Below are 26,515 nucleotides of genomic sequence, written 5' to 3' on the forward strand. Positions count from 1 at the left end.
GCCAACTGCGGTTGATCAAGAGGTTCGCGTCACCGGGAGCAGTCCTGGTGACGCGAACTTCTTGATCAACGCGAGGGTCGGTCGGTGGGGGGCTCGGGGTCGGTGGTGGGCTCGTCGTCGCCCGCCAGGGCGGAGCGGAGACGCTCCTTGTCGGTGCGGCGGCGTTCGGCCGCCCCGGCCATCTCCTCGGCCATCTCATCCCGCCAGCCCCGCAGCAGAAAGAAGGAGAGCGCGGCGGAGAAGGCCAACGCCAGCATCAGCTTCAGGAACACGTTCATGTCGATCAGCCAGAGGCCCGCCAGCACGGCGACGAACAGCCCGATCCGGCCCAGCGTGTACTTGACCGCCGCGCTCACCTGCACCACTCCGTTCTCTCCGTCACCCGCCGGTGCCGGCGGAAGGTCGACCCGCCCGGCGGGCGGTCGGGGTCAGCCGGTCCGGCGGGCCAGCCAGCGGACGCCCGGGAACCAGACCGTCGCGTACGCCACGGTGAACGCCCCCGCCGCCAACGCCCCGGAGAGCAGCGGCGGCAACCCGGCGCCCAGACCGGCGATCAGCAGCCCGGCGACCACCCCGACGGCGGCGGCGACCAACGCCGCCACCACCCGGGCCGCGCCGAACTCCCAGGCCCGGAAATCGTCCCAGAGCAGCCAGGCCGGCAGGATCACGGCCAACCAGCCGTTCGTGTGCCCGAAGTCGCCGGCACCGATCGACGCGAACGCCCAGTCGAAGAGCACGAGCGCCAGCGCGCCGATGACCAGCCCGGCCAGACACACCCCGAGCAGGTCGCCCAGGGTACGGACGCGCCCCTCGGCGTCCCGCCGGGGAAAGCCGCCCTGCTGCTGGGGTCCACGCTGCTCGGTCATCGACTGCGAGGGTACGTGGCGGCTCAGGCCCACACCTGCTGCGGCTCGGCGCGGCGCTCGGCCAGCGACGGCGCCTTGTCGTACTCCCGGACCACGTTGTAGCGGGTGTCCCGCTCGACCGGCTGGAAGCCGGCGTCCCAGATCAGGTGCAGCAGGTCGTCACGGTGCATGGTGTTCGGGGTGCCGTACGAGTCGGCGTCATGGGTGATCTTGTATTCGACGACCGAGCCGTCCAGGTCGTCGACGCCGAAGTTCAGCGAGAGCTGGGCCACCGAGAGCCCGTGCATGACCCAGAAGTTCTTCACGTGCGGCACGTTGTCGAAGAGCAGCCGGGAGACGGCGAACGTCTTCAGCGACTCGGCCGGGGAGGCCATCGTCGTGCGCGCCTGGATCCGGTTACGGATCTTGCCGTCCGCCGAGTCCACGAAGTCGTGCTGGTAGCGCAGCGGGATGAAGACCGCGAAACCGCCGGTCTCGTCCTGCAACTCGCGCAGCCGCAGCACGTGGTCGACCCGGTGCCGGGGCTCCTCGATGTGGCCGTACAGCATCGTCGCCGGCGTCTTCATGCCCTTGCTGTGTGCCAGGGCGTGGATGCGCGACCAGTCCTCCCAGTGGCAGGCGTGGTCGACGATGTGCTGCCGGACCTCCCAGTCGAAGATCTCCGCGCCACCGCCGGTCAGCGACTCCAGACCCGCGTCCATCAACTCGTCGAGGATCTCGTCGGCGCTCAGGCCGCTGATCTTCTCGAACCACTGCACCTCGGTCGCGGTGAAGCACTTGAGCTTGACGTTCGGCAGCGCCGCCTTCAGCTCGCGCAGCACCTTCGGGTAGTAACGCCAGGGCAGCGTCGGGTGCAGGCCGTTGACGATGTGCAGCTCGGTGAGCTGCTCACCCTCCATCTCCTTGGCCTTGCGGACCGCCTCGTCGATGCGCATCGTGTACGCGTCCTTCTCGCCCGGCTTGCGCTGGAACGAGCAGTACGCACAGGACGCCGAGCAGACGTTGGTCAGGTTGAGGTGCCGGTTGACGTTGAACATCACCCGGTCGCCGTTGAGCTCGGTGCGCTTGTGATGGGCCAACCGCCCCAGCCAGGCGAGGTCGTCGCTGTCGTAGAGGGCGACCCCGTCCTCGCGGGTCAGCCGCTCACCGGCGTACACCTTCGCTTCGAGCTCACGCTTGAGTCCGGCGTCCATGGCACGTCCCTTCCACCTGCGGTCCCGGTCGAGCGTACGTCGGCGCGCCGACAGCCACGGCGGCACGGTCGCCGGCAGCGACCCACTTCACCAGACTCTCAGCCTCCCGTAACCCGGCGATGCATCGACATCACTGCCCCCGTGCGGTAAGACAGAACGGGGCGGAACGACACACTGGTACCGTCCCGACGGCCGCGCCCACCAAGCGCGGTGACGGACTGCGGGACGGGGAGCGGAATGGTCGACAGCGGGCGCGGGCGACGGCAGCGACGACGGAGCCCGGTGATCTCGCCGGTGCTGCGGCCGAAGCTCTGGGCCGCCCTGCTCGGCGCGATCGCCGCCGCCGCCCTGGCCACGCCCGCGTACGCCGAGCCCGGAGTGCCGACCACGGTGCCGGACACCGGCGCGCGCCCGGCGGTGACCGGCGCGCTCCAACTGCCCGGCGGCGCGCCCGTCGCCGGGGTCCCGGCGCCTCCGGTCGTCAACGTCGGCACGGGCCCGCTGGCCGCCCAGATCTCCGCCGCCGAGACCCAGGTCGGCACGCTCGGCGAGGCTCTGCTCCTGAGCCGGCAGAAACGCACCGACGCGCAGGCGCAGCTCGAATCGGCCGGCAAGGTGCTGGAGACCGCGCAGGACACCCTGCTCCGGGCTCAGCAGGCCGCCGACGCGGCCGCCTCGGACGCGATCAAGGCCGCCGCCGCGCTGCCGCCCGGCGACCTCGCCGACGACATCCAGGGGCTGAGCCGGCTCCAACAGATCACCCGCGGCGAGAAGGTCGAGGGCGGCACCACCGGGGTGGCCGGCGAGTTGGCCCGGGCCCGCAACGGCGAGCAGCTCGCCTACCAGGCGCACTCCGCCGCCAAGGCCCAGCTCGACGCCGTCGAGGCGGAGTTCACCGCCGGCGAGCAGGCACTACGCACGGCCGAGGCCAGCCTGCTCAAACTGCGCCGGGACAACGCCGCCCAGCTGATCCAGATCGAGCGCCAGCAGGAGGCCCTCGAGCAGCAGCTCGGCGCCGGCTACGTCGTCGGCCAGAGCATCAGCGGGATGGCCGCGCACCCGCGCGCGCTGGCCGCCGTCGCGTACGCCCTCGCCCAGCTCGGCGACCCGTACAAGTGGTCGGAGGAAGGGCCGGACCAGTTCGACTGCTCCGGTCTGATGTGGGCGGCGTACCGCTCGCCGGGCGCCGACTACTTCGACCTGCCCCGCGTCTCCCGCGACCAGTACGCGGCCACCCGGACGCGGACGGTCCCGCAGTCCGCGCTGCTCCCCGGCGACCTGCTCTTCTTCGCCTCCGGCAGCAGCTACACGACGATCCACCACGTCGGCATGTACATCGGCAACGGCAAGATGGTGCAGGCGCCCACCACCGGCGACGTCGTCAAGATCTCGGTCGTCTCCTGGTCCCGGCTGTACGCCGCCACCCGGGTGATCGGCGCCGTGCCAGCCCCGGCCGTCCCGGTCGTGCCGGTCGTGCCGACTCCGAAGCCGACGGCCACCCCCAAGCCGACGCCCACCTCGAAGCCGCCCACCAGGCCGACGCCGCGGCCGACCGGCAGCGCGACGCCGACCCCGACGCCCACCGGCAGCGCCACCCCGACCCCGACGCCGACGCCGACCGGCAGCACCACGCCGAGCCCGACGCCCAGCCCGAGCGAGACACCGACGACTCCGCCCCCACCGCCGACCACCGCACCGGCCAGCTCATCCGCGAGCAGCACCCCCGAGGCCAGCCGGAGCGGAACGGCCAGCGACAGCCCGACGGGCAGCCCGAGCACCGGAAGCTGAGCCGCCACGATCGGCTCCGGCTGTCCGGCCGGGGCGATCTGTGGCACCGTGACATCCAGGCACACCCACCCGATGTCACGGGTCCGGGTGCGAGGGCGGCACGGAGGGCGGAGATGGCCGAGCAGAGTGATCCGGCGAAGACTGTCGACCCTGTCGCCGTCGACCAGGCCGACCCGCCGGAGTCCGCAGACCCGGCGTCCACCAGCGACGCCGGTCCGGCCGCCAGCGACGCCTCCGCCAGCCCCGGCGACGTCAGTGACACCTCCGCTCCCGCCGACCGCAGCGCCGCCGCGAAGGCTCCCGAGGCGGACGCCGGGCGGGCCGACGTAGGCGCCGCCGCACCCGCCGACGCCAGCGCCGCCACGGAGGCACCCGAGGTGGACGCCGGGCCGCCCGAATCGGTGGACTCTCGCCGTGACGCGGCGGCTGCCCCGGTACGAGCGCGGGCCAGTGTCGCGACCGCCGCCGCGCGGCCTGGTGACCGGCCGGCCGGTGCGCCGGCCACCGCAACCACCTACCGGGCGACCGGTTCCGCCAGCCCCGCGGTCCCGCTGCCCGGGCAGCGGGAGGGCTCGACCGCCCCGGCGCGGGCGAGCGCCACGGTGCCGGGCAGCAGCCGGGTCACGGCCGGAACGGCGGGCACCCCCGATCCTCGGGCGAGCGCACCCGCCGTCTACCGGTCCACGCCGGTGAGCCCCGAGCCGCCGGAGCCCGCGCAACCGCCGGAGCCCGCCAAGCCGCCCACACCGCCGACCCCGGAACCGGAGCCGGCCCCCGCGCCGTCCCGGCCAGGACCGACTCCGCCGTCGCGACCCGAGCCCGAGCCCGAGCCGTCACGCCCCGAGCCGTCACGCCCCGAGCCATCACGCCCTGAGCCGGAGCCCGCGCCGGCCCCGGGGCCGTACCCGCCCGGCCCGGTGCCGACGCCGGCACCCCGGCCCACGCCGTCACCCGGGCCGGTGCCGCCCGTTCCGGGTCCGCCCACGCCGCCGCCCTCGCCGGTGCCGCCCATCCCGGGGCCGCCGATTCCGCCCGTGCCCGGCCCGCCGGTGCCGCCGCCCGGTCCACCGGTGCCCACGCCACCGCCGCCGCCCGGCCCGATGCCGGCACCGCCGTTCCCGCCGCCACCGGCGATGCCCGGCACCTCACCGGGCGTACGGGCCACCGCGCCCGTCTCCGCCCCGCCGGTGGTGCCCGCGCCCGCGCTGCCCGCCTGGCCGCCATCCACCACCGGCGGCGCCCCGTCGGGCGGAAGCGACGCCGGCGTGTCCCGATCGTCCGTTTCGTCGTCCAGGCCGGCGGGCGGGCGGGGCGCGACCGGCGCCCGCAGCGGGCGGTACGACGGCGGCCCCGACCTCGCCGGCACCGTCTACGCCGGTGGGGACGGGCCGGGCTTCTCCACCATCGCGCTGCCGGCCAGCGCGGTGGAGAATTCCGGCTCGCTGACCGGGCACATCCTGGCCCAGGGCTGGGCCGACACGCCGGCCGAGCGCTCCAGGACGACTCGTGTGGTGGTCGTGCTGGCCGCCGCGCTGGGGCTGCTGGTGGCGATCAGTGTTCTGGTCGTCCTGCTCGCCAACGACGCCCTGGACGGCATCGTGGGCAACGTGCTCAACAGCTGAGGGGCGACCGGCAGCGATGGTGAGTCCGCCCACTACCGTCGGGCAACCGGCTGGCGACTCCGTCAGACCGCCGTACACTGGTCGAGATCACTGACCCGGCGCGCGTGGTGCGCGCCCATGGGCGATCTTGCGGGCGATCCGGCGGTAAAGCCGCGGCAGGCCATCGCGAAGATGCGCCCCGCTCGAAAGGCATTTGTTGACCACCTCTGCTGACCCCAGCATCGTTCCGTCCGTTTTCAACCCCACCCCGGAGACGCCCGAGCCCGCGGCCGTTCCGGCGGAGACCACCGAGGCGATCGACTTCGCCGCGCTCGGCCTCCCCGAGCCCCTGGTCCGCGCGCTGGCGCGGCAGGGCATCACCACCCCGTTCGAGATCCAGCAGGCCACCGTTCCGGACGCGCTCGCCGGTCGGGACGTCCTGGGCCGCGGGCAGACCGGGTCGGGCAAGACGCTCGCCTTCGGCCTGCCGCTGCTGGCCCGGGTCGCCGCCGCGAAGCCGGCCCGGCCGATGCGTCCGCGCGCCCTGATCCTGGTCCCGACCCGCGAGTTGGCCATGCAGGTCAACGACGCCCTGCTGCCGCTGGGCAAGGCGCTCAACGTGTTCCTGAAGACCGCCGTCGGCGGCGTCCCGTACGACCGCCAGATCGACGCGCTGCGTCGCGGCGTGGAGATCATCGTGGCGACCCCGGGCCGGCTCGGCGACCTGATCGAGCGGGGCATCTGCCAGCTCGACGACGTCGAGGTGACGGTGCTCGACGAGGCCGACCAGATGGCCGACATGGGCTTCCTGCCCGAGGTGACCGAACTGCTGGCGAAGACGCCCGCGAACGGTCAGCGGCTGCTCTTCTCGGCCACCCTGGACGGTGACGTCGACGCGCTGGTCAGGCGGTTCATGACCGACCCGGTGACCCACTCCACGGCGCCGTCGACCGCCTCGGTGTCCACCATGGACCACCACATGCTGTTGATCCCGCCGCACGACAAGTTCCCGGTGGCCGCCTCGATCGCCGCCCGGGACGGCCGGACCATGGTCTTCGCCCGCACCCAGCTGGGCGTGGACCGCCTGGTCGAGCAGCTCGCCGCCGTCGGCGTACGGGCCGGTGGGCTGCACGGCGGCAAGACCCAGCGGATGCGCACCAAGACCCTCGCCGAGTTCCGTGAGGGCCGGATGAACGTCCTGGTCGCCACGGACGTGGCGGCCCGGGGCATCCACGTGGACGGGGTCACGCTCGTGCTGCACGTGGACCCGCCGAAGGACCCCAAGGACTACCTGCACCGCGCGGGGCGTACCGCCCGGGCCGGCGAGTCGGGGGCGGTCGCCACGCTGGTGCTGCCCAAGCAGCGCCGCACCACCCTGGCCATGCTGGAGAAGGCCGGCGTCGCGCCGGCCGAGACCCGCGTCAAGGCCGGCGACCCGGTGCTGGCCGAGCTGATCGGCGCCCGCGCGCCGAGCGGTGTCCCGGTTCGCGTGGAGGCGGAGCCCCGTGGCTTCGGCGACCGCTCCGGCGGCTCGCGCCGCTTCGACGACCGGTCCGGGGGCCCGCGCCGGTTCGGCGACCGCCCGAGCGGCGACCGCCGCTTCGGTGACCGCCCGCAGGGTGAGCGTCGCTTCGGTGACCGGCCGACCGGGGACCGCCGTTACGGCGACCGCCCGCAGGGCGACCGCCAGTACGGCGACCGGCAGCACAGCGACCGCCCGACCGGCGAGCGCCGCTACGGCGACCGCCCGCAGGGCGACCGGCAGTACGGCGACCGGCCGACCGGCGACCGCGGCTACGGGGACCGGCCGACCGGCGAGCGCCGGTACGCCGACCGGGACAGCCGTGGTCAGGGCGATCGGCCGCAGGGCGAGCGCCGCTACTCCGACCGGCCGCAGTTCGGTGACCGGGACGGCCGCCCGACCGGCGAGCGCCGCTACGGCGACCGGCCGCAGGGTGAGCGGCGGTACGGCGACCGCCCGCAGGGCGACCGGCAGTACGGCGACCGGCCCGCCGGCGAGCGGCGCTTCGGCGACCGGCCGCAGGGCGACCGGCACCAGGGCGACCGGCCCGCCGACGAGCGCCGGTTCGGCGACCGGCCGACCGGGGAGCGGCGTTTCGCCGATCGGGACGCCCGGGGTGGCTTCCGGTCCGACGGCCGCGGTCGTGACGACCGGCCGCGTGACGACCGGCGCGGCTTCGGTGGCCGGCCGCCGGCCCGTACCCACTGACCCACTGATCCACCCGGACGCCGTCGCGGAGCTCACGCTCCGCGGCGGCGTTCGCGCATGCCCTGCCGATGTCGGCCCGGTCGCGTAACGTCCGGCTCATGGCGACCATGCCGAAGTCGATCTTCTGGTCCCGGACGGACACCGCCGGCAGCGAGCAGGTCCTGTTCGACGACGGCCACGGTCTGGTGGCGCGGGGCACCCTGCTCGCCGTGGACCCGATCCCCTGGACCGCCCGCTACCAGCTGACCACCGCGCCGGACTGGACCACGGCCCGGGTCGAGGTCGAGGTCGAGGGGTCGGGCTGGCTGCGCAGGGTGACGTTGGAACGGGCGACGGGCCGGTGGCGGGTGACGACCGCCGAGCAGGGCGACCTCGACAGGGCGCTGACCGCGGCCGGTCACCCCCGGGCGGGCCTGCCGGGCACCGACGACCCGGACAGGCTGGCCGACGCGCTCGACGTGGACTTGAGCGGGTCGCCGCTGTTCAACGCCCTCCCGGTCCACCGACTCGGGCTGCCCGCCGAGCCGGCCGACATGCCGCGCCGGATCACCGTCGCCTGGGTGCTGCTGCCGGGTCTGGAGGTGGTACCGGCCGAGCAGATCTACACCGGGCTCGGGCCGGGGCGGGTGCGGTTCGCCAGCGGCACCTTCACCGCCGACATCGACCTGGACGCCGACGGCTACGTGGTGCGCTACCCCGGGCTGGCCGAGCGCATCGACCCGCGCTGAAGCGGGCTCAGGCGGGCCAGGCGCCGCTGCCCAGGAACCGTTCGACCGTGGCCAGGTGCGGCGCGAGGTCGAGGCCCTGGGCGCTCACCCAGTCGTCGTCGTAGTACGTGTCGGCATACCGGTCGCCGGCGTCGCAGATCAGGGTGACCACCGAGCCGGCCCGGCCCTCGGCGAGCATTCCGGCGATCAGACCGAACGCACCCCACAGGTTGGTGCCCGTGGAGCCGCCCACCCGACGGCCGAGCACCGCCGAGCCGGCCCGCATGGCGGCGAGCGACGCGGCGTCCGGCACCTGGACCATCCGGTCCACCACCGACGGCAGGAAGGACGCCTCGACGGTGGGACGGCCGATCCCCTCGATCCGGGACCCCTTCCCGGTGCGTACCGACCAGTCGGCGGCCAGCCAGGCCGGATAGAACGCGGAGTTCTCCGGGTCCACCACGCAGAGCTTGGTGGCCAGCCGGCGGTACCGGGCGTACCGGCCGATGGTGGCGCTGGTGCCTCCGGTGCCGGCGCCCACCACGACCCAGGTGGGGATCGGGTGCCGCTCCAGCTCCAGCTGTGCGTAGATCGACTCGGCGATGTTGTTGTTGCCCCGCCAGTCGGTGGCCCGCTCCGCGTAGGTGAACTGGTCCATGAAGTGGCCGCCGGAGTCCTCGGCCAGCCAGCGGGCCTCGACAACCACGGTCGCGGGGTCGTCGACCAGGTGGCACCGGCCGCCCTGGAACTCGATCTGCGCGATCTTCTCGGGCGAGGTGGAGGCGGGCATCACCGCGATGAACGGCAGCCCGAGCATCCGGGCGAAGTACGCCTCGGAGACCGCCGTGGAACCGGAGGACGCCTCGACGATGGTGGTGCGGGGCCCGATCCAGCCGTTGCAGAGCCCGTAGAGGAACAGCGAGCGGGCGAGGCGGTGCTTCAGCGAGCCGGTCGGGTGCACCGACTCGTCCTTGAGGTAGAGGTCGATCCCCCATGCCCGGGGCAGCGGGAACGGCAGCAGGTGGGTGTCGGCCGAGCGGTTCGCGTCCGCCTCGACGGCGGCGATCGCCTCGGTCACCCAGGTCCGGCTGGCCTCGTCGCAGCGGTCGAGATGAGTCACGCCGGAAACCTAACAAGCAGCGGTCAGCCACGGTCCGGCGGCGTCGCCCGGCGTCGTTGCCGGCGCTGCCCGGCCCGGCCGACGGCTTGGACGATCGGGGTCATCCCGACGGCCAGCCGGGGCAGGGTGTCCAGCAGCCGGACCTGCGCTCCCCGCCAGCGGGGCATGCTGACCACCGGACGTGGTCGGCGGGCCAGGCGGACCGCCCGGGCGGCCACCCGCTGCGGGGTCAGCATCGACCCGGTGAACGAGGCCAGCGCCCCCGGGTCGTCCAGCCGGTCGTGCAGCATCGGTGTCCAGATGCCGTCCGGGCAGAGGCAGGAGACGTGCACCCGCCGGTACCCGGCCATCCGCAGGTCGGACAGGGTGCCGAGGCTGAACGCCAGCAGCGCGTGCTTGCTGGCCGCGTACACCGTCTCGCCGGGCGCGGCGACCAGCCCGGCCAGCGAGACGACGTTGAGCACGTGGCCGTGGCCCTGTCCGCGCATGACCGCGAGCGCGGCCAGGGTGCCGTTCATCGCGCCGAGCGTGTTCACGTCGAGCACCCGGCGCCGGGTCGGTCCGTCGTGCTCCCAGGCCGGGCCGGTGACCAGGATGCCGGCGTTGTTGACCCAGAGGCCGAGGGTGCCCCGGCTCGCGGCGGTCGCGGCGATCTCGGCGCAGGCGTCCTCGTCCCGGACGTCCAGCGCGGCGGACCAGCCGCCCAGCGACGCGGCGGCGGACGCCGCCGCGTCCGGGTCGAGGTCGGTGAGCAACACCGACCAGCCGTCGGCGTGCAGTGCGGCGGCGACGGCGCGGCCCAGGCCGCCGGCGGCCCCGGTCACCACGGCCGTTCCACGTCCCGGCGAGGTCATCGGCGCACGCTACCGCCGGCGGGCGGAGGCGCACCAGGGGCGACCGGCCGTGGCGTCGGCGAGGGCCGGATCCGCGGGTACGCCGGTTCAGGCGGGCTGCGGGCCGACGGGCTGGGGGCGGTTCTCCCACTTCGTGGAGAGCGCGATGGCGGTGCGGGTGGAGGCCACCCCGGGTGTCCGGTTCAGCCGCACGATGAGCTGCTCCAACTCGGCGATCGTGCCGACCCGCGCCTTGAGCAGGAACGACTCCACCCCGGCCATGAAGTAGCAGGACTCGATCTCGGGCAGCACCCGGAGCGACTCGAGCATGTCGTCGGTGTCCGCGTCCGAGTCCTCGACGATGCCGATCAGCGCGGTGACGCCGAGCCCGATGGGCTCCGGCGCCACGTCGGCGCGATAACCGCGGATCACACCGCTGCTCTCCAGCTTGCCGACCCGCTCGTGGACGGCGGGGGCCGAGAGGCCCACCTGCCGGGCCAACTCGGCGTACGAGAGGCGGGCGTTGCCGCGCAGCAGGTCGACGAGGTTCAGGTCGATGGCGTCCACGGAGAGTGACCTTAACCGGTTGGGCGTAACGCGATGCCTTCGGCATCCGTTGCACACAGCAGTGAGTAACTGTTCACAAACAGACAGTCAAGGTAGGGGTTGCGCCAGTACCATTTACTAACTTCCCACTCAGTGCGTTTTTCGCGTTTGGCGGACACGCCAGGTCCCTGGTGCTGTAATTGCCATACGTCCCTCATGACGGCTCTGGGCTCGCACCAGCCGGGGGCAGTGTGTTCAGCCAGGGGCTTCGTCGACGCGAGGAGGGGGCTGTGGACACTGGAGATCGCCTGCTGACACCGGGTGAGGTCGCCGCGCTGTTTCGGGTGGACCCGAAGACTGTGACGAGATGGGCGGCGGCCGGCCGGATAGGAAGCATCCGGACTCCAGGCGGGCATCGCCGGTTTCGGGAATCCGAGGTGCGGGCCCTGCTTGAGGGGGAGGGCATGCTGGACGAGGTGGACGAGGTCGGAAAGCCACGCAATGTGGGACCGGCCGCCTCCACCGGGCCGGGTCCGGCCAACGCCGGCATGTACTGAACTGGTGCGGACAACGCTACGCGGACCGGGCATCAGTCCGGTCCGCGTCCCACTGAGAACGGCCGCCAGGCGGCAGGGCCGGGCGGGCTGAGCGGACCGCTCAGCTCCGGGCCGCGCCGAGCTGGCCGGACCACCGCCGGAACAGGGTGTGCGGGACGCCGAGCGCGTCCAGCACCTTGCCGGCCACGAAGTCGACCAACTGCTGGGCACTGGCCGCCGCGCCCGCGCCGTAGAAGCCGGGGCTGGCGGGCAGCACCACCGCCCCGGCGTCGTGCAGTGCGATCAGGTGCTCCAGGTGGCTACGGGTCACGGGCGTCTCCCGGGGGACCACCACGACCGGCCGGCGTTCCTTGAGGTTGACCTCGGCGGCGCGCTGCAGCAGGTCCTTGGAGAGCCCGATGGAGATACCCGCGCAGGCCGCCGTGCTGGCGGGCACCACGGCCATTCCGCGTACCCGGTAGGAGCCGCTGCTCGGCCCGGCGGCCAGGTCGCCCGCCGGCCAGTGCCGGAGGTCCGCGCCGGCCAGGTCCCGCCCGAGCCAGGCGGCGAGGTCCTCGGCCCAGTGCGCGTCGCGGAACGGCCGCCCGGTCTCGTCGAGCACCGTGAGTCGCGCCGCCCGGGACACGATCAGGTCCACCGCCTCGCCCGCGTCGAGCATCCCGCCGATGACGGCCGCCGCGTACGGCGTGCCGGAGGCCCCGGAGACTCCGACCACCCATGGTTCCCGCATGCCTCCCAGCCTGCCTGGTGGGGCGCGTGCGCCGGTGGGCACCCCCGGGATCGGCCTCCGCCCGAGATGTCCGCCGGGTACCTGCGCATCCCGTCGACCTGAGATGCTTCCGGGGGCGATTCGCACCGGGAGCAGTTCGCACAGGAGGCATCGGTGACGACCGGCGAGGTCCTCTGGACGCTGCGCGCCGAGTGTCCGATTCCGGCCCGGCTCTCGCCGCACGCCGACCGGGTGCAGGAGTGGCTGCTCGGCCTGCTGCCCGAGCTGGGCCTGCCGTTGGACGACGCCGCGCTGCAGCGGCTGGCACGGGGAGGCTTCGCCCGGTACGCCGGCCGCCTCTACCCGGGCGCCAGCGAGGCCGACCTGCGGGTGCTGACCGCCCTGTTCACCTGGTTCTTCCTGGTCGACGACGCCTGCGACGGGCCGGGTCGGCTCGCCCCCGACCAGATCCGGGCGCTACGCGACGGCGCGCTGGCGCTGCTGCACGACGGCCCCCGGGCACGGCACGCCGGGTTGACCGGTCCGCTGCGGCGGTTGCTCGTGCTGGCCTGGCGGGAGCCGCGCCGCCGGATGCCGGCCCGGTGGCGGTTGCGCTTCGCCGACGCGGTGGCCCGGCATCTCGACGGCACCCGGCGGGAGGCGGCCAACAAGGAGGCCGGCCACCGACCCGGCGTCACCGAGTACGTCGAGCTGCGCCGGGCCACCTCGGCGGCGGACGTGTCGTACCCGCTGGTGGAGTTCGTCAGCGGCCGTCCGCTGCCCGACACGGTCTATCACCATCCGCTGCTGCGCCAGATCGCCCACACCGGCAACGACCTGCTCTCCTGGTACAACGACCTGGCCTCGCTGGATCGGGACCGGGCCACCGCGGGCGGGCACAACCTGGTCCTGGCCATGCAGGACGAGTGGGGCCTCTCGTCGGCGGAGGCGGTCGACCGGGTGGCGGAGCGCTGGCGGGAGTCGATGCGGCACTTCGTCGAGCTGCGGGCCGCGGTGCCGTCGTTCGGCCCGGCGCTGGACGAGGCCGTCACCGACCTTCTCGACGGGGTGGCCGGCGCGGTGCGCGGCACGATCGAGTGGACGATGGAGAGCGGGCGCTACCCCACCGCGCGTCCCGAGCCCGCCGGCACGTCCCGGCCCTGACCCGCCAGGGGCTGGTCGGGGTCGGCGACGCGGACCGGTCAGGGCCTCAGGTCGAGCCGGATCACCAGGTCGAGCAGCGCGAAGACGAACAGCGCGATGCCGACGAAGCCGTTGGCGGTGAAGAACGCCCGGTTGACCTTGCTCAGGTCGGTCGGGGTGACCACCAGGTGCTGGTAACCGAACGCGACCGCGGTCAGTGCCAGGCCGACCCACCAGAGCCAGCCGAAACCGACCAGCGCGCCGAACCACACGAAGAGCCCGAACGTCACCACGTGCGCCACGGTGGAGGCGTGCAGCGCGAAGCGCCGGCCGTACCGGGCGGGCACGCTGTGCACACCGATCTCCTGGTCGATCTCGGAGTCCTGGCACGCGTAGATCAGGTCGAAGCCGCCGATCCACAGCCCGACCGCCGCACCCAGCAGCCAGGCAGGCCAGGAGCCGTCCAGGGTGCCGGTGACGGCCAGCCAGGCGCCGACCGGGCCGACCGCCTGGGCCACCGCGAGGATGGCGTGCGGCCAGTTGGTGAACCGCTTGCCGTACGGGTAGACCACCAGCGGCACCACGGCCAGCGGCGCCAGCACCAGGCAGAGCGGGTTGAGCAGGGCGGCGGCGGCGAGGAAGACCACCAGCGCGACGGCCGCGCCCGTCCAGGCCGTCCGCACGCTCACCGCGCCGGTCACCAGCTCCCGGCCTGCGGTACGCGGGTTCCGCGCGTCGATCCGCCGGTCGAGGATCCGGTTGGCGGCCATGGCGAACGTCCGCGCCCCGACCATCGCCACGGTGATCAGCAGCAGGTCGAGCCAGCGGACGTGGCCGCCGTCGACCTGCATGGCGGTGAGCGCCGACAGGTACGCGAAGGGCAGCGCGAAGACCGAGTGCTCGATCGCGACGAGCTTGAGGAAGGACTTGATCCGGCCCGGTCGTTCGGCCGGGGCGTCGAGGACCGCCATCAGATGCCGTACTCCTTCCAGCGCTTGTCGACCAGGGAGGTGACCTCCGGCGACATGGTCATCGGCTCCGGCCAGCCTCGGGTGTAGCCCTCGGCGGGCAGCTTGCGGGTCGCGTCGACGCCCGCCTTGCCGCCCCAGAACTGCTGGTAGGACGCGTGGTCGAGATGGTCCACCGGGCCCTCGGTGAGCAGCAGGTCGCGTGCGTAGTCGACATTGCCGAAGGCGCGGAAGGCTACCTCGTTGTAGTCGTGGACGTCGCAGTCCTCGTCGACGATCACGATCAGCTTGGTCAGCGACATCATGTGCGCGCCCCAGATCGCGTTCATCACCTTCTGGGCGTGCTTCGGGTAGCGCTTACGGATCGACACGATCGCGCAGTTGTGGAAGACCCCGGCGGCCGGCAGGTTGTAGTCGACGATGTCCGGGATCAGGAAGCGCAGCAACGGCGCGAAGATCCGCTCGGTGGCCTTGCCGAGGCCGTGGTCCTCCTGCGGCGGCTGGGACGTGACGATCGAGTGGTAGACCGGGTCGCGCTGCATGGTCATGCACTCGATGTGCATCACCGGGAACGGCTCGACCGGCGTGTAGAAGCCGGTGTGGTCGCCGAACGGGCCCTCCGGCAGTCGCTCGCCCGGCTCGATGTAGCCCTCCAGGACGATCTGCGCGTGCGCCGGCACCTGTAGCGGCACGGTCAGGCAGTCGACCATCTCGACCCGCTCGCCCCTCAGGAAGCCGGCGAAGAGGTACTCGTCGATGTCGGCCGGCAGCGGCGCGCTGGCCGAGTAGGCGACCGCGGGGTCGGCACCGATCGCGATCGCCACCGGCAGCCGCTGCCCGAGCCGCTCAGCGACCGCGTGGTGCGCCGTGGAGTTCTTGTGGATCTGCCAGTGCATGCCGATGGTGTTGTGCGAGTGCTGCTGGAGCCGGTAGAGCCCGAGGTTGCGCTTGCCGGTCTCCGGGTGCTTGGTGTGGGTCAGCCCGAAGTTGTGGAAGATCCCCCCGTCGCCCGGCCAGACCTGCAGCCCGGGCAACCGGTTGAGGTCGACGTCGTCGCCGCGGTAGACCACCTGCTGGCAGGGGGCCGTCTTGACCTTCTTCGGCGGCATGGACTTGAGCTGCATGACCTTGCCGAGCCCGCCCATCATGCCCGAGAAGCCCTGCGGCAGCTCCGGCTTGAGCATCTCGCCGATCCGCGCGCCGATCTCGTCGAGGTTCTCCACCCCGAGCGCCATCGCCATCCGCTTCTCGGTGCCGAAGAGGTTGATCGCCACCGGCATCTCGCCCCGGGTCGGACGCTCGAAGAGCAGCGCCGGCCCACCGGCCCGCACCGTCCGGGTGACCACCTCGCTGATCTCCAGGGTGGGGTCGACCGGGACGTTGACCCGGCGCAACTCCCCCGCGCGCTCCAGCGCCGCGAGGAAGTCCTTGAGATCGGTGTACGGGAAGCCACGAGCCGCCATGTCCGCCAGTCTCCCGCACCGGGTCCGTCGCGGACCAAGCCGGGTGCTGTGACGTGTGTCCGGAAGGGCTCACGGGTCAGGCGGGCGTCCAGGCGTGGGCGGCCAGCGGTGGGTCGAGCGGCGCGCGGGTGAGCCGGTTGGCGAAGGTGGAGATGGTGTACGTGCCGACGCCGAGCACCACGTCCAGCGCGTGCCGGGGCTGGTAGCCGGCGGCCAGGAAGTCGTTCAACTCGTCGTCGGGCACCGCACCCCGGTGGTCGAGCACGGCGAGGGTGAACCGGCGCAGTGCCTCCAGCCGTGGCTCGGGCAGGGCGGTGCCGGCGCGCAGCGCGGCGATCAGCTCGGTGGTCGCGCCGAGGCGGGTGAGGGTGCCGGTGTGCAGGGCGACGCAGACGTGGCACTCGTTGGTGGTGGCGACGGCGAGCACGACCACCTCCCGTTCCAACGGGTCGAGGGCGGTCTGCTCGAAGCCCGCGTTGGCGGTGAGGAAGCCGGCGAGCAGTTGCGGCGACTCCGCCATCAGCGCCACCGGGGCGGGCAGCCAGCCGAACCGACGGCGTACCGCCTCGATGGTGGGACGGGCGGCGGCGGGCGCGGTCTCGGCGGTGTGCGCGGTGAATACGGACACGGTTACCTGCTCTCAGAGGGGTCGGTGGGGGGCCACGTCGCCGGAGAAGGATCCCGTACGATAGTCAACGTGGTTGACGAAATAGTAAACGTGGTTGTCGAACATGGCAACCACTGATCCCGCCCGGCCCGGTTTCCACCTGCCGCTGCTGCTGCTCGCCGGCTTCCGGACGCTGATCGACGACCTGCACGCCGAGCTGGCCCGGCAGGGGCATCCGGAGCTGCGACCGCTGCACGGCTTCGTGCTCCAGGCCGTCGGGGCGGACGGCACCACCGCCACCGAGCTGGGTCAGCGGTTGGGCATCTCCAAACAGGCGGCCGGCAAGACGATCGACCGGCTGGTCGCCGTCGGCTACCTCTCGCGGGTCGACGACCCCCGCGACGCCCGCCGTCGGCTGGTCATGATGACCCCGCGCGGTGTCGACGGGTTACGCCGTTCGGCGGAGATCTTCGACCGGCTACGCGAGCGGTGGGCCGAGACCCTCGGCCCGGAGCGGGTCGACGCGCTGGAGGACGACCTGCGGACGATGGCCGCCGTCAACTGGTTCCGGCTCGACGTGCCCGGCTGGTTCGGAGGCTGACCGCACCCCGACCGCAGAGGTCAGTCCAGGCCGCCGTACGAGTGCAGGCCGGTGAAGAAGATGTTCACGCCGAACAGGTTCATCAGCATGGTGAGGAAGCCCAGCACCGCCAGCCAGGTCGCCACGTTGCGCTTGACACTGGGTGTGGCCCGCGCGTGCAGGTAGCCCGCGTAGACCACCCAGGAGATGAACGCCCAGGTCTCCTTCGGGTCCCACCCCCACGGCCGGCCCCACGCCGCCTCGGCCCAGATCGCCCCGGCGATCACCGCGAAGGTGAAGATCGGGAAGGCGAAGGCGTGCAGCGCGAAGGTCAGCCGCTCCAGGCTGACCGCCGCCGGCAGCCGCTTGGCCAGGGTGTACGGGAAGCTCCGCTTGCCCTGCTCGTACCCGGCGCGCATCAGGAACCCGACCGCCGGCACCGCGCCGAGCAGGAAGATGCCGGACGCGAACACGATCGTCGAGACGTGGATGACGAACCAGTACGAGTTCAGCGCCGGCACCAGCGGCACGATCGGCACGTACAGCACCAGCTCGGCGGTGGCCACCAGCAGCACCATCACCAGGGTGAGGAACAGCCCGAGCTTGCGCAGCGAGGGCCGCTTCCAGAGCACCACGAGCCAGGCCGCGACCCCGATGAACGTCACCGTGAGCACGAACTCGTACATGTTGCCCCAGGGCATCCGGTCTGCGGCGATGCCGCGCGTGACCAGCGCCGCGAGGTGCAGCACGGCGGCGAGCGCGGTGGCGCCCACCGCGACCAGACCGGCGAGCCGGGCACGCCGCGCCGAGCGCTCGGCCGCGCCCGACGGCGGGACCGGTGCGGGCGGCGTCGGGACGGAAGCGCCACCTCCGCCGACCCCGGCGCCCACCAGCTCGCGTACGGGAGCCGCGGCGACGCGGGTACGGGCGTTGCCCAGCGCGTACTCCACCGCGTGGCTGATCATCGCGACCAGGTACGCCAGGATCGCCAAGGACACCAGATTGTCGGAGAGCGCGGACATCACTCGGCTCCTTCTCGCACGCCGGCCCGGTCGCTGGAGTCAGCACCGGTGTCGGCGCGATCCGTCGCCCGTTCATCACCGCTGACCGCGGCCACGATCTGGGCGAACTCGTCGGCGAACCCTGGATAGTCGGTACGCGGCAGCCCACCGACCTCCATCAAGCTACTACCGCCCGTCGGAGATCCTTCCGCGGGGTCGGCCGGCATCACCCGGAAGAACACCCGGCGGCGCCGCCCGAACAGCGAACCCATCAGCCCGACCAGCAGGAACCCGCAGCTGACCAGCAGGATCGTCGAACCGGGGTCGTGCCGGACGGAGAGGGTGACGTACCGCTCGGTGCCGAGGAACTCGACCTTGCTGCCGTCGTCCAGCGTCCAGGTCTCGCCCTTGCGGAGCAGCTTGGTGCCGACCTCCTTGACCTTGCCGGTCCGCACCTGCCGCTGGTCGAGCTGGTAGATCGAGCCGGGGATGCCCGCGTCCAGGCCGAGGTTGCCGCGGTAGGCGACCAGGTTCAGCGCCGGGTTGCGCTCGGTCGGGTACTCCGAGCGGGCGAACGGCGCCTGCTGGGGTGCCGTGGGCAGGTAGATGCCGGTGAACGCCATCTGCTCGTCCGGCGCACGCCGCCCGGTGGCCGGGTCGACGTTCGCGTCCGGGAAGGCCGCCAGCCCCTCGCTGGTCAGACCGCTGTCCCCGGTGGTCAGGAACGGCTCGTCGCTGACCTGGCTGCGGCCGAACCGGTCGGTGTAGCGGATGACCGGGGCGTACCCGTGGCCGAGCAGATAGACGCTCGCGTCGGCGAGCCGCAGCGGGGAGTTCACCGAGAAGTCCGCGCTGCGGGTCGGTTCGTCGGGGCCGTCGACGGTCACCCGGGCGTTGAAGAACTCCGGCTGGCCGGTGGCCAGGAACCGGGCCTGGAAGTCGTCCAGCCGCAGGCAGAAGCGGGGCAGGTCCTCGCTGTCCACCCGAGGGCCGAGCTTCGCCTCGGCGTACTGCTGCCGGGTGTTGCAGAACGCGTTGTCCGCGCCCGCCACCAGCAGCCGGTTGCCGCTCCAGCCGTACCACGAGCCGAGCGCGACACCGATCAGCACGGCGATCAGCGAGGTGTGGAACAGCAGGTTGCCGGTCTCCTTGAGGTAACCCTTCTCGGCGGAGACCTCGTCGCCGCGCACCTCGACCCGCCAGCGCCGCTTGCGCAGCACCTCGGCGACCGCCGCCGCGCCGCCGGCCGGGGCGGGCAGCACCGCGTGCTGCGGCAGCCGCTGCAGCCGCTTCGGCGCGACCGGCGGCCGGGACCGCAACGCCCGCGCGTGGTCGCGCAGCCGGGGCGTGATGCAGCCGATCAGGGAGGTGAACAGCAGCAGGTAGATCGCGGAGAACCAGACCGAGCCGAAGACCTCGAACGCGCCGATCCGATCAAGCCGAGGGGCCAGGTCCGGGTGGTCGACGAAGTACTCGTTGACCTTCTCCGGGCTGATTCCGCGCTGCGGCAGCACCGAGCCGGGGATGGCGGCGACCGCGAGCAGGAACAGCAGGATCAGCGCCGTACGCATGCTGGTCAGCTGCCGCCACGAGTTGCGCAGCAGGGCCAGCAGCCGGTTGGGCCGGCGCCGGGGCGCCGGGGCCGCGGTCTCCGGCCGGTCGTCCAGGACCGTCATCAGATGCTCACCTCGCCCACCCCGACGGTGGTCTGCAACCAGATCACGAAGCTCTGCCATCCGCCGGTGACCAGCGCGAGGCCGATCAGGATGAGCAGGGCACCGCCGACCCGGGTGACCCAGCGGCTGTTGCGCCGGACGGCGCGGAAGACTCCGAGCAGGCGCTGGAAGCCCAGCCCGAAGACGATGAACGGTATCCCCAGCCCCAGGCAGTACGCCACGGCGAGCACGACGGCGCGGTCACTCTGGCCGCTCGCGGTCGCCATGCCCATCACCGCGCCGAGCGTGGGGCCGGTGCAGGGCACCCAGCTGAGCGCGAAGACCGCCCCGAAGACCGGTGCGCCGAGCAGCCCGGCCGACGGCAGGCGGGAGATCCGGAACTCCCGTTGCAGGGCTGGGATCAGCCCGAGATAGCCCAGCCCGAGGACGATGATCAGCGCCCCGATCACGATCTCCAGCTGCCGCTCGTACTCGAAGAAGACCCGGCCGATGCTGGCGAACAGGATCGCGGTCGCGACGAAGACGACGGTGAAGCCGCCGATGAAGAGCAGCGTCCCGGCGAGAACCCGCCCCTTGACCGCGCCCGCCCGCGCGACCCGCTCCCGTACCGCCACACCGCCGGCGGCCTCGACCGGCGCCGGGTCGGCGGCCGGCCGGCGGCCCTCCAGGTCGGCGCCGGCAAGCCCGGTCACGTACGAGAGGTAGCCGGGGACGAGCGGGAGCACGCACGGAGAGAGGAAGCTGACCAGGCCGGCGAGCGCCGCCGCGCCGATGGCGAGCAGCAGCGGCCCGCTCAGGGCCAGCTCCTTGAAGGTCTCACCCATCAGCGGGACGCCGGTTTCTCGGCGGCGACCCGCTCGACGATCGGTTGCAGACCCTCCTGCTTGACCGCGGCCCGGATCACCGTGGCGATCCGGCCCTCCCGGTCGAGCACCACGGTCGCCGGAATGCTGTTGGGCGGGATGTCCAGGTCGAGTGCCAGCCGGCTGGACGGGTCGAACAGGCTCGGGTACGTGACCCGGCCCTCCTCGAACGCCTTGGCCTTGTCCCGCTGGTCCTGGACGTTGATGCCGAGGAAGGTCACGCCGGATGCCCTGGTGGCCTGGTAGACGCCCTCCAGGTCGTCCGCCTCGGCACGGCAGGGCGCGCACCAGGAGCCCCAGAAGTTGAGCACCACCACCTGGCCGCGGGCCTGGCTGACGTCGTACGTGCCGCCGGTCAGCAGATCACCGCTGATCCTGGGCGGTGCCGAACGCTGGTCCGGCGCGCACTCGATGATCCCCTCGGAGGTGGTCGTGCAGGTCTTCTCCCGGCCCTGCGACGTGCAGCCGACCAGCGCCACCGCGGCGACGGTGGCGAGCAGGCCGGCGGTCCACCTCCGGGCGTTCATCAGGCCCCCTTGGCCGTCCGGGCGGTCGCGGAGAGGGCGATCAGGTGCGCGGCCGGCTCGCTGTAGCCGATGCCGACCACCTTGGCGCCGTCGAAGTGGAACGAGGTGAGGCTGGCCAGGCCGCACTGCCGCTTGCGCGGGTCGTGCCAGAGCCGCTTGCGCTCGACGTAGCGGCGCAGCGTCCAGATCGGCAGCTGATGCGAGACCAGCACGGCCTCGCGCCCCTCGGCGGCGACCCGGGCGGCGTGCACGGCGGCGAACATGCGCTCGGCGATGGCCTGGTACGCCTCGCCCCACGACGGGGTCACCGGGTCGCGCAGCACCCACCAGTTGCGCGGGTCGCGGAACGACCCGTCACCCGGGGACACCTTCTTGCCCTCGAACCAGTTGGCGCTCTCGATGAGCCGCTCGTCCACCCCGACCGGCAGCCCGAACTGGGCGGCGATCGGCTCGGCGGTCTGCTGGGCACGCTCCAGCGGGCTGGCCACCACGTGCACGATCTCCCGCTCGGCCAGCCCTTCGGCGGCGGCCTTGGCCATCTGCACGCCCAGCTCAGAGAGGCGGAAACCGGGCAGCCGGCCGTAGAGGATCTGGTCGGGGTTGTGCACCTCGCCGTGCCGGAGCACGTGGACCACCGTCTTGCTCACCGCTTGTTACCCCCCGTGACCCGCCGCTGCCGCCGCGTTCGCCGCCGTCGGCAGGGCGGCGGCGATCTGTTCCAGAGCGGCGTCGTCGATCGCCGCCGACACGAACCACGACTCGAACGCGCTCGGCGGCAGGTACACGCCGGCGGCGAGCATCGCGTGGAAGAACGCCTTGAACGCCGGCACCTGCTGGGTGCGGGCGCTGTCGTAGTCGACCACGTCGGCGTCGGTGAAGAAGATCGAGAACATGCTGCCCGCGTACGACAGCCGGTGCGGCACCCCGGCGGCGCCGAGCGCGTCCGAGGCGAGCTTGCCCACGACGGCGGCCGTCTCGTCGAGGCGGCGGTACAGCGCGTCGTCGGCCAGCCGCAGGGTGGCCAGGCCGGCGGCGCAGGCGAGCGGGTTACCGGAGAGCGTGCCGGCCTGGTAGACCGGGCCGGCCGGGGCGAGCCGGGCCATGATCTCGGCGCGCCCGCCGAAAGCGGCGGCCGGAAGCCCACCACCCATGACCTTGCCGTACGTCCACAGGTCGGCGTCGGAGGCGTCGAGGCCGTGCCAGCCGGCGCGGGAGACCCGGAACCCGGTCATCACCTCGTCCACCACGAGCAGCGCGCCGTGCGCGTGCGCGATCCGGGCGAGCTGCTGGTTGAAGCCGTCACGCGGGGCGACCACGCCCATGTTGCCGGCGGCGGCCTCGGCGATCACCGCGGCGATGTGCTGGCCCTCGGCGGCGAAGGCCTCCTCGACCGCCCTGATGTCGTTGTAGGGCAGCACGATGGTCTCGCTGGCCGCCGCGCCGGTGACGCCGGGCGAGTCGGGCAGGCCCAGGGTGGCCACGCCGGACCCGGCGGAGGCGAGCAGCGCGTCGACGTGGCCGTGGTAGCAGCCGGAGAACTTGACGATCTTTGAGCGGCCGGTGAAGCCACGGGCCAGCCGGACCGCCGACATGGTCGCCTCGGTGCCGGAGTTGACCAGCCGGACCTGCTCCACCGGGGTCCGGTCGACGATCTCGGCGGCCAGCTCCACCTCACCGGGGGTGGGGGTGCCGAAGCTGGTGCCCCGGGCGGCGGCAGCCTGCACCGCCTCCACGACCTCGGGGTGGGCGTGCCCGAGGATCAGCGGACCCCACGAGCAGACCAGGTCGACATAGCGGCGGCCGTCGGCGTCATGCAGCCACGGACCCTCCCCGCGGACCATGAAGCGTGGGGTGCCGCCGACCGCCTGGAAGGCACGCACGGGGGAGTTCACCCCGCCCGGCACGATGGCGCGGGCGCGGTCGAACAGGGCCTCGGAGGCCGGCGCGTCGGCCGGGTAGCGGCCAGATCCGGCAGAGAAGGTGTCGGTCACGATGCCGCCATTGTGTCAGCGCCGGACGGCCAGGCCGCAGCCACCCCGGACCAGGGTTACCCGGCTCACCCGCCTCCGGTGCCCGGCACCGGCGCCGACGCGCGGCTCACAGCCTCGACAGGCCGGGCCGTCCGGATCGCGCTAGGCTGACCGGGTGGATCGTGCCGAACTGTCCATCACGCTACACCGGACGGGCGACGAAGCAGTGCTGCGCCTGGCTGGTGAGATCGACATGCTCACGGCCGCGCAGCTCTCCACCGTCGTCAACGAGGTGCTGGCCGACCCGCCCCCGCGAATCGTGCTCGACCTGGGCGGTGTCACCTTCTGCGACTCGCAGGGCCTCGGCACCCTGGTCGTCCTCAGCCGCAAGGCCAGCCACGCCCAGAGCCTCCTGATGTTGACCCACGTGGGCGATTTCCTGATCCGCGTCCTCGACATCACGGGCCTCCGCAGCGCCCTGATGATCCGCAACGACCAACCCACGGGCTGACCCCGGCCGGCCAGGGGCCAGGCCGAGGGTCAGGCGGTGTTGCCCCAGCGGGCCTGTTCGAGCAGTCGCACCGCCCGGTCCCGGGCCTCCGGCTCGTCGGACCGGAGCAGGGTCGTCGCCTCGTCGACCGCGTCGGTGAGCCGCCGCCACTGCGTGTCGCGCTCCCGGACCAGGTCCGACTGGGCGGCCAGCTGCCGGGTCTTCACCCACAGCTCGACGAAGACCGACACCTTGGCCCGCAGCACCCACGGGTCGAACGGTTTGGTCAGGTAGTCCACCGCCCCCACCTGGTAGCCGCGCAGGGCGAGCTGGGCGTCGCGGTCGGCGGCGGTGAGGAAGATGATCGGCACGTGCCGGGTCCGCTCCCGGCGCTTGATGTGGCTGGCCGTCTCGAAGCCGTCCATGTCCGGCATCTGCGCGTCCAGCAGGATCACCGCGAAGTCGTCCACCAGCAACTGCTTGAGCGCCGCCTCGCCGCTCTCCACCGCCACGGACTGGACGGGCAGGCCTTGGAGGATCGCCTCCAGGGCCATCAGATTCTCCCGCCGGTCGTCGACGAGCAGCGCCTTGGCCATCTGGGTCACGAGGTCTCCTCAGTCCGGCTGCCGCTGATCCAGGACGACATCAGCTCGATCAGGTCGTCCAGGTCGACCGGCTTGGTGATGTAGTCGCTGCCCCCGGCCGCGAGTGCGGACTCGCGGTCGCCCGGCATCGCCTTCGCGGTCAGGAAGACGATCGGCAGGTCGGCGAACCGGTGGTTGCGGCGAATCTGACGGGTGGTCTCATACCCGTCCTGGTCCGGCATCATGGCGTCCATCAACACGATGTCCACCTCCGGGTGCTCGGCCAGCAGGCGGACACCGTCCGCTCCGTTGTCCGAGTACAGCACGGTCATCCCGTGCAGCTCCAGCGCGCTGGTCAGGGCGAAGACGTTACGCACGTCGTCGTCCACGATCAGCACCGTGGCCCCGTCCAGCTGACGGGTGGCGGGCGCCTCCGGCCGCTCGGGCAGCAGCTCCAGCGGCGGCATCAGCAGCGACGACGGCAGGCCGGCGCGCTGCGGGGACGGCGACTGGGGCGCGACCACGGCGTCCGGGGCCAGCACCTGCGGCACGAACAGGGTGAACGTCGAACCCTGCCCGGGCGCCGACGACACGGTGATGGTGCCCCCGATCAACCGAGCCAGGTCACGGCTGATCGACAGGCCCAGGCCGGTGCCGCCGTAGCGGCGGCTGGTGGTCCCGTCCGCCTGCTGGAACGCCTCGAAGATGATCGACAACTTGTCGTCGGAGATGCCGATCCCGGTGTCGATCACGGTGAACGCGATGACCTGCTGGGCGTTGGTCAGCGCTGGCACGTCGAAGACCGCGTTCTCCGCCGCCGGGGCGATCCGCAGCGTCACCGCGCCGTTGTCGGTGAACTTCACCGCGTTGGAGAGCAGGTTGCGCAGGATCTGCTGCAACCGCTGCGCGTCGGTGACGAGCGCCGGCGGCAGGTCCTTGCTCACCCGTACCTGGAAGTCCAGGGACTTCTCCTCGGCCTGCGGGGCGAACGCCTGCTCGACGTAGCCGCGGATCTCCGCGAACCGGATCTCGGTCGGCTCGACGTCCATCCGGCCCGCCTCGATCTTGGACAGGTCCAGGATGTCGTCGATCAACGACAGCAGGTCAGAGCCGGCGCTGTGGATGGTGCGGGCGAACTCGATCTGCTTCGGGTTGAGGTTCTGCTCCGAGTTCTCGGCCAGCAGTCGGGCCAGCAGCAGCAGCGAGTTCAGCGGCGTCCGCAGCTCGTGGCTCATGTTCGCCAGGAACTCCGACTTGTACGCCGAGGCCCGGGTGAGCTGCTGCGCCTTCTCCTCCAGGCCGAGGCGGGCCAGCTCGATCTCCCGGTTCTTCGTCTCGATGTTGCCCTTCTGCTCGGAGAGCAGGGTGGCCTTCTCCTCCAGCTCGGCGTTGGTGCGCTGCAACTCCGCCGACTGCTCCTGGAGCTCGTGCGCCAGCCGCTGCGACTGGGCCAGCAGCTCCTCCGTACGCCGGTTGGCCTGGATGGTGTTGACGGCGACGCCGATGGTGAGCACCAGCCGCTCCAGGAACGACAGGTGAAGCTCGGAGAACGCCGCCACGCTCGCGAACTCGATCACCCCGAGCAGCTCCCCCTCGAACAGCACGGGGAGCACCACCAGGTCCGACGGGGGCGTCTCGGCCAGACCGGAGCGCAGGGTGAGGCGGCTGTTCGGGGAGGCGCTGACCCGGATCGTCCGGCGCGAGAGCGCCGTCTGCCCGACCAGCCCCTCACCGGGGCCGAAGGTGACGTCGTGGCCCCGGGCCACGTACCCGTAGGAGGAGGTCAACCGCAGCCGCATGCTGCCGTCGGCGTCGTCGGCCAGGAAGAAGGCACCGAGCTGGGCGTCGACCAGCGGGGTCACCTCGGTCATGATCATGCGGCAGACCTCGCCCAGGTCCCGCTGGCCCTGCAACAGGCCGCCGATCCGGGCCAGGTTGGAGTCCAGCCAGCCCTGCTCGGCGTTCTTCTTGGTCGTCTCCCGGAGGGTGACGATCATCTGGTTGATGTTGTCCTTCAGCTCGGCGACCTCACCCTGCGCCTTGACCGCGATGCGCTGGGTCAGGTCGCCGCGGGTCACCGAGGTGGACACCTGCGCGATGGCCCGCAGCTGGGTGGTCAGGGTCGAGGCGAGCTGGTTGACGTTCTCGGTGAGGTCGCGCCAGGTGCCGGAGACGCCCTTCACCTGCGCCTGACCGCCGAGCTTGCCCTCGATGCCGACCTCGCGGGCCACCCGCGTGACCTCGTCGGCGAACGACGACAACTGGTCGACCATCGTGTTGACCGTCGACTTCAGCTCCAGGATCTCGCCCTGCGCGTCCACCGTGATCTTCTGGCTGAGGTCGCCCTTCGCCACGGCGGTGGTCACCGAGGCGATGTTGCGGACCTGGCTGGTCAGGTTCGACGCCATCGAGTTCACGTTGTCGGTCAGGTCCCGCCACGTGCCGGAGACGCCCTTCACCTGCGCCTGACCGCCGAGCTTGCCCTCACTGCCG

General features: G+C 72.5%; 26 protein-coding genes. 8 read left to right on the forward strand and 18 right to left on the reverse strand.

Annotated features, from left to right (window positions below):
* Positions 1-65: 65 nt before the first annotated feature.
* The 3 genes from ACTWLT_RS25845 to mqnE form a co-directional block, all read right to left on the reverse strand.
* Positions 66-356, reverse strand: coding sequence for a DUF4229 domain-containing protein (locus ACTWLT_RS25845; protein ID WP_445320579.1), 291 nt, complete (start codon positions 354-356; stop codon positions 66-68).
* Positions 357-428: 72 nt separating this feature from the next.
* Positions 429-866, reverse strand: a complete 438-nt coding sequence (locus ACTWLT_RS25850) for a hypothetical protein (protein ID WP_445320580.1) — start codon at positions 864-866, stop codon at positions 429-431.
* 23 nt (positions 867-889) lie between these two features.
* Entirely contained in the window at positions 890-2,059 is a 1,170-nt protein-coding gene (gene mqnE / locus ACTWLT_RS25855) for an aminofutalosine synthase MqnE (RefSeq protein ID WP_445320581.1), read from the reverse strand.
* 237 nt (positions 2,060-2,296) lie between these two features.
* Here mqnE and ACTWLT_RS25860 point away from each other — a divergent pair, with 237 nt between their 5' ends.
* From ACTWLT_RS25860 to ACTWLT_RS25875, 4 genes are all read left to right on the forward strand, one after another.
* Complete coding sequence (locus tag ACTWLT_RS25860; RefSeq protein WP_445320582.1) at positions 2,297-3,847, forward strand: C40 family peptidase; 1,551 nt, start codon at positions 2,297-2,299, stop codon at positions 3,845-3,847.
* Positions 3,848-3,960: 113 nt separating this feature from the next.
* On the forward strand, positions 3,961-5,469 hold the full coding sequence (locus ACTWLT_RS25865) for a hypothetical protein (RefSeq protein ID WP_445320583.1): 1,509 nt from the start codon (positions 3,961-3,963) through the stop codon (positions 5,467-5,469).
* A 196-nt stretch (positions 5,470-5,665) separates the two neighbouring features.
* Positions 5,666-7,678, forward strand: coding sequence for a DEAD/DEAH box helicase (locus tag ACTWLT_RS25870; protein ID WP_445320584.1), 2,013 nt, complete (start codon positions 5,666-5,668; stop codon positions 7,676-7,678).
* A gap of 107 nt (positions 7,679-7,785) precedes the next feature.
* Positions 7,786-8,406: a putative glycolipid-binding domain-containing protein gene (locus tag ACTWLT_RS25875; protein WP_445320600.1), complete on the forward strand. Its 621-nt coding sequence runs from the start codon at positions 7,786-7,788 to the stop codon at positions 8,404-8,406.
* Between the two features lie 7 nt (positions 8,407-8,413).
* On the opposite strand, the gene cds1 is transcribed toward ACTWLT_RS25875, so the two are convergent.
* From cds1 to ACTWLT_RS25890, 3 genes are all read right to left on the reverse strand, one after another.
* Positions 8,414-9,505 (reverse strand): L-cysteine desulfhydrase Cds1, encoded by a 1,092-nt coding sequence (gene cds1, locus ACTWLT_RS25880; RefSeq protein WP_252416235.1) that lies wholly within the window; start codon positions 9,503-9,505, stop codon positions 8,414-8,416.
* Between the two features lie 23 nt (positions 9,506-9,528).
* Complete coding sequence (locus ACTWLT_RS25885; protein ID WP_445320585.1) at positions 9,529-10,359, reverse strand: SDR family oxidoreductase; 831 nt, start codon at positions 10,357-10,359, stop codon at positions 9,529-9,531.
* An 87-nt stretch (positions 10,360-10,446) separates the two neighbouring features.
* A complete protein-coding gene (locus ACTWLT_RS25890; RefSeq protein WP_252416237.1) occupies positions 10,447-10,905 on the reverse strand; it encodes an Lrp/AsnC family transcriptional regulator in 459 nt (152 codons plus the stop codon).
* 269 nt (positions 10,906-11,174) lie between these two features.
* On the opposite strand from ACTWLT_RS25890, the gene ACTWLT_RS25895 reads away from it, so the two are divergent.
* Positions 11,175-11,441: a BldC family transcriptional regulator gene (locus ACTWLT_RS25895; protein WP_007454516.1), complete on the forward strand. Its 267-nt coding sequence runs from the start codon at positions 11,175-11,177 to the stop codon at positions 11,439-11,441.
* A 100-nt stretch (positions 11,442-11,541) separates the two neighbouring features.
* On the opposite strand, the gene ACTWLT_RS25900 is transcribed toward ACTWLT_RS25895, so the two are convergent.
* A complete protein-coding gene (locus ACTWLT_RS25900; RefSeq protein ID WP_445320586.1) occupies positions 11,542-12,171 on the reverse strand; it encodes a UbiX family flavin prenyltransferase in 630 nt (209 codons plus the stop codon).
* A gap of 153 nt (positions 12,172-12,324) precedes the next feature.
* Here ACTWLT_RS25900 and ACTWLT_RS25905 point away from each other — a divergent pair, with 153 nt between their 5' ends.
* A complete protein-coding gene (locus ACTWLT_RS25905) occupies positions 12,325-13,314 on the forward strand; it encodes a terpene synthase family protein (RefSeq protein ID WP_445320587.1) in 990 nt (329 codons plus the stop codon).
* A 38-nt stretch (positions 13,315-13,352) separates the two neighbouring features.
* Here the strand turns inward: ACTWLT_RS25905 and mqnP are convergent, their stop codons facing one another.
* From mqnP to ACTWLT_RS25920, 3 genes are all read right to left on the reverse strand, one after another.
* A complete protein-coding gene (gene mqnP / locus ACTWLT_RS25910; RefSeq protein WP_445320588.1) occupies positions 13,353-14,264 on the reverse strand; it encodes a menaquinone biosynthesis prenyltransferase MqnP in 912 nt (303 codons plus the stop codon).
* On the reverse strand, positions 14,264-15,724 hold the full coding sequence (locus ACTWLT_RS25915) for a menaquinone biosynthesis decarboxylase (protein ID WP_445320589.1): 1,461 nt from the start codon (positions 15,722-15,724) through the stop codon (positions 14,264-14,266). Before ACTWLT_RS25915 ends, mqnP begins: the two co-directional genes overlap by 1 nt.
* 76 nt (positions 15,725-15,800) lie before the next feature.
* Positions 15,801-16,352 (reverse strand): carboxymuconolactone decarboxylase family protein, encoded by a 552-nt coding sequence (locus tag ACTWLT_RS25920; protein ID WP_445320590.1) that lies wholly within the window; start codon positions 16,350-16,352, stop codon positions 15,801-15,803.
* A gap of 103 nt (positions 16,353-16,455) precedes the next feature.
* On the opposite strand from ACTWLT_RS25920, the gene ACTWLT_RS25925 reads away from it, so the two are divergent.
* Entirely contained in the window at positions 16,456-16,932 is a 477-nt protein-coding gene (locus ACTWLT_RS25925; protein ID WP_445320591.1) for a MarR family winged helix-turn-helix transcriptional regulator, read from the forward strand.
* A gap of 20 nt (positions 16,933-16,952) precedes the next feature.
* Here ACTWLT_RS25925 and ccsB read toward each other — a convergent pair whose 3' ends face one another.
* Genes ccsB through hemL form a run of 6 tightly spaced genes read right to left on the reverse strand, consistent with a single transcriptional unit; the run spans position 16,953 to position 22,969 of the window.
* The gene (ccsB, locus tag ACTWLT_RS25930; protein ID WP_445320592.1) at positions 16,953-17,933 is read right to left on the reverse strand and encodes a c-type cytochrome biogenesis protein CcsB; all 981 of its coding nucleotides are present in this window, start codon (positions 17,931-17,933) and stop codon (positions 16,953-16,955) included.
* Positions 17,933-19,588: a cytochrome c biogenesis protein ResB gene (gene resB, locus ACTWLT_RS25935; RefSeq protein WP_445320593.1), complete on the reverse strand. Its 1,656-nt coding sequence runs from the start codon at positions 19,586-19,588 to the stop codon at positions 17,933-17,935. Before resB ends, ccsB begins: the two co-directional genes overlap by 1 nt.
* Complete coding sequence (locus tag ACTWLT_RS25940) at positions 19,588-20,412, reverse strand: cytochrome c biogenesis CcdA family protein (protein WP_252416247.1); 825 nt, start codon at positions 20,410-20,412, stop codon at positions 19,588-19,590. The genes resB and ACTWLT_RS25940 overlap by 1 nt, the downstream gene beginning before the upstream one ends.
* Positions 20,412-20,978 (reverse strand): TlpA family protein disulfide reductase, encoded by a 567-nt coding sequence (locus tag ACTWLT_RS25945; RefSeq protein ID WP_445320594.1) that lies wholly within the window; start codon positions 20,976-20,978, stop codon positions 20,412-20,414. The genes ACTWLT_RS25940 and ACTWLT_RS25945 overlap by 1 nt, the downstream gene beginning before the upstream one ends.
* Positions 20,978-21,625 carry a histidine phosphatase family protein gene (locus ACTWLT_RS25950; protein ID WP_252416249.1) on the reverse strand — a complete coding sequence of 216 codons (648 nt, stop codon included), beginning with the start codon at positions 21,623-21,625 and terminating at the stop codon, positions 20,978-20,980. Before ACTWLT_RS25950 ends, ACTWLT_RS25945 begins: the two co-directional genes overlap by 1 nt.
* Positions 21,626-21,631: 6 nt before the next feature.
* Positions 21,632-22,969 carry a glutamate-1-semialdehyde 2,1-aminomutase gene (gene hemL / locus ACTWLT_RS25955; protein WP_445320595.1) on the reverse strand — a complete coding sequence of 446 codons (1,338 nt, stop codon included), beginning with the start codon at positions 22,967-22,969 and terminating at the stop codon, positions 21,632-21,634.
* Between the two features lie 154 nt (positions 22,970-23,123).
* On the opposite strand from hemL, the gene ACTWLT_RS25960 reads away from it, so the two are divergent.
* The gene (locus ACTWLT_RS25960) at positions 23,124-23,459 is read left to right on the forward strand and encodes an STAS domain-containing protein (protein WP_007454492.1); all 336 of its coding nucleotides are present in this window, start codon (positions 23,124-23,126) and stop codon (positions 23,457-23,459) included.
* 29 nt (positions 23,460-23,488) lie between these two features.
* Here the strand turns inward: ACTWLT_RS25960 and ACTWLT_RS25965 are convergent, their stop codons facing one another.
* Together ACTWLT_RS25965 and ACTWLT_RS25970 are read right to left on the reverse strand one after the other, a co-directional pair.
* On the reverse strand, positions 23,489-24,043 hold the full coding sequence (locus tag ACTWLT_RS25965; protein ID WP_445320596.1) for a response regulator: 555 nt from the start codon (positions 24,041-24,043) through the stop codon (positions 23,489-23,491).
* Positions 24,040-26,515 (reverse strand): ATP-binding protein (locus ACTWLT_RS25970; RefSeq protein ID WP_445320597.1); only part of this gene is annotated, 2,476 nt, incomplete at its 5' end. The genes ACTWLT_RS25970 and ACTWLT_RS25965, both read right to left, overlap by 4 nt.

The sequence above is a fragment of the Micromonospora yongxingensis genome (assembly GCF_052601155.1).